This is a genomic window from Phormidium pseudopriestleyi FRX01 (genome assembly GCF_017313335.1).
Taxonomy (GTDB): Bacteria; Cyanobacteriota; Cyanobacteriia; order Cyanobacteriales; family Laspinemataceae; genus Laspinema; species Laspinema pseudopriestleyi.
Map to the genome: position 1 here is coordinate 1 of NZ_JAFLQW010000317.1, position 3,734 is coordinate 3,734.

Consider the following 3,734-nt stretch of genomic DNA (forward strand, 5'->3'; position numbering starts at 1 on the left):
ACAGGCAGCGGCGATCGCACTAGAAAGGGTGGGAGAAAAAAACATACAACAGTCAGACCATTTTGGAGTCAGTAGAATTTAAAAGGAAGAATTTCTGGGTTATCTATGATTATAAATGGTTAAGGTTTTCCTGTCCTACGCCAGAGAGAACGGTTTTCTAAATTCATCAAAATAGACCCAGAATTGTCTATAATAGTCACATCGGATTGGGGAGGTTGTATGGGGTTAACAAGTGAACTGCGCTGGTTTTATCCGGGTGATCCACCGGAGGCGATCGCCCATTGGTTTGAAACTGAATGTCCTCAGCAAGGGCCAGTGAACCCAGAAACCCGAGATGATTTATATCTGTTCACTCCAGACTGTGATTATCTTAATATTAAATGGCGACAAAACCGCCTAGAAATCAAATGGCGGCAAGCAGAATGGGCGGAGGTTCAGTTTGGGGACTGCCTATCGGGGAATCTGGAAACATGGCAAAAGTGCGCTTGTGAGGAGTTGACTCCCACAATGCCAGGGGATGCGGAAGCAAAGGGAACCTGGGTGAGGGTCGGCAAAAGGCGATCGCAACGGTTCTATCAATCCCAAAATGCCACGATTGAACCCATCAGTGGCGATCGCCCAATTTCCCAAGGATGCAGTTTAGAACTGACTCAACTGGCGATCGCGCATCAACCCGGGTGGAGTCTCGCCTTAGAAGCGTTTGGCCCCACGGATACCCTAATTGATACCCTCAAAGCAACCGCAACGGTCCTGAGTGCCTCCTATCCCCGGGAATATCCCTTAACCCCGGCGGCATCCTTTGCCTATCCCCATTGGTTGCAACAGGTCCTCCAGGGAAACCCATGAACAACCCCTGTAGGGGCGATTCGCTTTCTCGCCCCTACAAAACCCCATCTCCCCCATCAACCAAGGACAAATGACAAATGACAAATGACAAATGACAAATGACAAATGACAAATCACCCCTTTCCCGTAATATCGACCCAATTCAGTCGGGAATCCCGATCTCTACCCTGGGCAGGGCTTAATTAGAATAAAAATGTGACAATAATAGGAAAAAATAGTATGCAACCCAATAATCCGAATCAGTTTACAGAAAAAGCTTGGGCGGCGATCGCCCAGACTCCCGATCTTGCCAAACAAGCGCAACATCAGCAAATCGAAAGCGAAATCCTGATGAAAGCGTTACTCGAACAAGAAGGACTCTCCAGCAGCATTCTCAGCAAAGCGGGAGTCAACGTCCAACAAATGCGCGATCGCACAGAACAATTTATCAATCGCCAACCCAAAGTGAGTGGCACCAGTTCCGTCTATCTCGGACGTAGCGTGGATACCCTCCTCGATCGCGCCGATGCTTATCGCAAAGAGTATGCCGATGAATACATTTCTATCGAACATATATTACTAGGATTCGCCAAAGATGACCGCTTTGGTAAAGGACTCTTCCAAGAATTCAAACTCACCGAACAAAAACTCAAAGAAACCATCTCCCAAGTTAGAGGCAGTCAAAAAGTGACCGATCAAAATCCCGAAGGCAAATATCAATCCCTAGAAAAATATGGACGCGACCTCACTCAAGCGGCGCGAGAAGGTAAACTAGACCCCGTAATCGGTCGAGATGACGAAATTCGCCGGACTATCCAAATCCTCTCCCGTCGCACAAAGAATAATCCCGTGTTAATTGGGGAACCGGGGGTCGGTAAAACTGCGATCGCCGAAGGACTCGCCCAACGAATTATCGCCGGAGATGTCCCCCAATCCTTGAAGGATCGCCAATTGATTACCCTAGATATGGGTTCATTAATTGCCGGTGCCAAATATCGCGGGGAATTTGAAGAACGCCTCAAAGCAGTCCTCAAAGAAGTCACCGAATCCGGTGGGAACATTATCCTATTTATCGATGAAATTCATACCGTCGTCGGGGCCGGTGCGACCCAAGGCGCAATGGATGCCGGGAACTTGCTCAAACCCATGTTAGCACGGGGAGAACTCCGTTGTATCGGGGCCACGACCCTGGATGAATATCGCAAATATCTGGAAAAAGATGCGGCATTAGAACGCCGTTTCCAGCAAGTGTATATCGACCAACCCAACGTTGCCGATAGTATCTCCATTTTGCGCGGACTCAAGGAACGCTATGAAGTGCATCATGGGGTAAAAATCTCCGATAGTGCCTTAGTTGCTGCAGCGACATTATCGAACCGTTATATTAGCGATCGCTTCCTACCCGATAAGGCGATCGACCTCGTAGATGAAGCAGCAGCAAAACTGAAAATGGAGATTACCTCCAAACCCGAAGAACTGGATGAAATTGACCGCAAAATCCTCCAGTTAGAAATGGAACGGTTGTCCCTTAAAAACGAAAGTGATATTGCCTCCCAGGAACGATTGGAACGGTTAGAAAAAGAACTCGGCAACCTCAAAGAACAACAACATACCCTAAATGCTCAATGGCAGTCTGAAAAAGACGTGATTGCTCAAATTCAGGGCATTAAAGAAGAAATCGATCGCGTCAACATCGAAATTCAACAAGCGGAACGCAACTACGACCTCAACCGCGCCGCTGAATTGAAATATGGCAACCTCACTAACTTGCAAAAGCAACTGGAACAGGCGGAATCGAATTTAGCAGCAAACCAAACCAGCGGTCAAACCTTACTCCGGGAAGAAGTAACCGAAGCGGATATTGCTGAAATCATCTCTAAATGGACCGGAATTCCGATTAGTAAATTAGTCGAATCCGAGATGCAAAAACTACTGCAACTTGAAGACGAACTGCACAAGCGCGTCATCGGACAAGATGAAGCAGTCACCGCCGTTGCTGATGCCATTCAGCGATCGCGCGCCGGATTATCTGACCCAAATCGTCCCGTTGCCAGCTTTATCTTCCTCGGACCCACAGGAGTTGGTAAAACTGAACTCGCCAAAGCACTCGCTGCCTATCTGTTCGACACTGAAGAATCAATGGTGCGAATTGATATGTCGGAATACATGGAGAAACACGCCGTTTCCCGGTTAGTCGGTGCGCCTCCGGGATATGTGGGATATGAAGAAGGGGGACAATTATCCGAAGCAGTCCGACGTCGTCCTTACTCGGTGATTCTATTCGATGAAATCGAGAAAGCGCACCCGGATGTGTTCAATATCATGCTGCAAATTCTCGATGATGGTCGAGTTACAGATGCACAAGGACATACCGTAGACTTCAAGAATTCTGTGATAATTATGACCAGTAATGTCGGGTCACAATTTATCTTAGATGTCTCCGGGGATGATGAACAATACGAAGAAATGCGGAGTCGGGTGATGGATGCGATGCGGAGTAATTTTCGTCCGGAATTCCTCAACCGAATTGATGAGATGATTATCTTCCATTCGTTGAAGAAAGAGCAATTACGGCAGATTGTGCAATTGCAAATTGAACGAGTCATCGAACGTCTGCGCGATCGCAAGATGTCCTTGAAACTGTCTGATAGTGCGGTTACTTTCTTAGCGGAAGTGGGATATGACCCAGTTTATGGCGCACGTCCTCTGAAACGTTCCATCCAACGTGAGTTAGAAACCCAAATTGCTAAGTCTATCTTACGGGGTGATTTTACCAATGGGGATACAATTTTTGTGGATGTGGAAAATGAGCGGTTAGCGTTTAAGCGGTTAGCGTCTGATTTGTTAGTTCAATCAGATTTGTAGGTTCTGCATAACCCGCACAACCGGCGGGGGTTTAAACCCCCGCC

The 3,734-nt window shown here is 47.5% G+C and carries 2 protein-coding genes; both read left to right on the forward strand.

Going from position 1 to position 3,734, the window contains the following annotated elements; all coding sequences use genetic code 11:
* The first annotated feature begins 219 nt into the window (after nucleotides 1–219).
* Nucleotides 220–846, forward strand: a complete 627-nt coding sequence (locus J0895_RS11790) for a hypothetical protein (protein WP_207088284.1) — start codon at nucleotides 220–222, stop codon at nucleotides 844–846.
* A 219-nt stretch (nucleotides 847–1,065) separates the two neighbouring features.
* On the forward strand, nucleotides 1,066–3,690 hold the full coding sequence (gene clpB, locus J0895_RS11795; protein WP_207088285.1) for an ATP-dependent chaperone ClpB: 2,625 nt from the start codon (nucleotides 1,066–1,068) through the stop codon (nucleotides 3,688–3,690).
* Nucleotides 3,691–3,734 lie beyond the last annotated feature (44 nt).

Bases quoted from the DNA above. Each gene is read 5' to 3' on its own strand.
- clpB (WP_207088285.1), top strand. From the start codon at position 1,066: ATGCAACCCAATAATCCGAATCAGTTTACAGAAAAAGCTTGGGCGGCG.
- J0895_RS11790 (WP_207088284.1), top strand. From the start codon at position 220: ATGGGGTTAACAAGTGAACTGCGCTGGTTTTATCCGGGTGATCCACCG.